1 rRNA gene is annotated in these 1617 nt (G+C 53.4%); it reads right to left on the reverse strand.

Features of this window, described 5'->3' with window-relative positions:
• Positions 1-82: 82 nt before the first annotated feature.
• Positions 83-1614: ribosomal RNA gene (locus tag ACTQ53_RS17405) — 16S ribosomal RNA — on the reverse strand.
• Positions 1615-1617 lie beyond the last annotated feature (3 nt).

The following is a 1617-nucleotide window of genomic DNA, read 5'->3' on the forward strand; positions in this document are numbered from 1 at the left end:
ATTAAACAGATGGTGCGTACAAGAAGAGAAGCGAACTTTTAAGTCCTGTTCCTAAATCTTCACAGGAAATTCGTCTCTCCAGAAAGGAGGTGTTCCAGCCGCACCTTCCGGTACGGCTACCTTGTTACGACTTAGCCCCAATTACCAGTTTCGCCCTAGGCCGCTCCTTACGGTCACGGACTTTAGGCGCCCCCGGCTTTCATGGCTTGACGGGCGGTGTGTACAAGGCCCGGGAACGTATTCACCGCGCCATGGCTGATGCGCGATTACTAGCGAATCCAGCTTCGTGGGGTCGGGTTGCAGACCCCAGTCCGAACTGAGACAGGCTTTGAGGATTTGATCCCTTTTGCAAGGAACCGTCTCTCTGTACCTGCCATTGTAACACGTGTGTAGCCCCGGACGTAAGGGCCGTGCTGATTTGACGTCATCCCCACCTTCCTCACACCTTACGGTGGCAGTGTCCCCAGAGTGCCCAGCATGACCTGATGGCAACTAAGGAGAGGGGTTGCGCTCGTTATGGCACTTAAGCCGACACCTCACGGCACGAGCTGACGACAACCATGCAGCACCTTCACAGAGGCCCCGAAGGGCGTCATTGTCTCCAAATCCTTCCTCTGCAATTCAAGCCCGGGTAAGGTTCCTCGCGTATCATCGAATTAAACCACATGTTCCTCCGCTTGTGCGGGCCCCCGTCAATTCCTTTGAGTTTCACCGTTGCCGGCGTACTCCCCAGGTGGGATGCTTAATGCTTTCGCTTGGCCGCTGACCTATTCAGGCCAACAGCGGGCATCCATCGTTTACCGTGCGGACTACCAGGGTATCTAATCCTGTTCGATACCCGCACTTTCGAGCTTCAGCGTCAGTTGCGCTCCAGTGAGCTGCCTTCGCAATCGGAGTTCTTCGTGATATCTAAGCATTTCACCGCTACACCACGAATTCCGCCCACTTTGTGCGTACTCAAGGAAACCAGTTCGCGCTGCAGTGCAGACGTTGAGCGTCTACATTTCACAACACGCTTAATCTCCGGCCTACGCTCCCTTTAAACCCAATAAATCCGGATAACGCCCGGACCTTCCGTATTACCGCGGCTGCTGGCACGGAATTAGCCGGTCCTTATTCATAAGGTACATGCAAAAAGTCTCACGAGACTCACTTTATTCCCTTATAAAAGCAGTTTACAACCCATAGGGCCGTCGTCCTGCACGCTACTTGGCTGGTTCAGGCTCTCGCCCATTGACCAATATTCCTCACTGCTGCCTCCCGTAGGAGTTTGGACCGTGTCTCAGTTCCAATGTGGGGGACCTTCCTCTCAGAACCCCTACTGATCGTTGCCTTGGTGGGCCGTTACCCCGCCAACAAGCTAATCAGACGCATCCCCATCCATCACCGATAAATCTTTAATCCCTTTCAGATGTCGTCTAGAGATATCATCGGGTATTAGTCTTACTTTCGCAAGGTTATCCCCAAGTGGTGGGCAGGTTGGATACGCGTTACTCACCCGTGCGCCGGTCGACGCCCATCAAAAGCAAGCTTTCGATGTCGTTTCCCCTCGACTTGCATGTGTTAAGCCTGTAGCTAGCGTTCATCCTGAGCCAGGATCAAACTCTCCATTGTAAA

The sequence above is a fragment of the Prevotella sp. Sow4_E9_plate genome (assembly GCF_052116205.1).
GTDB lineage: Bacteria > Bacteroidota > Bacteroidia > Bacteroidales > Bacteroidaceae > Prevotella.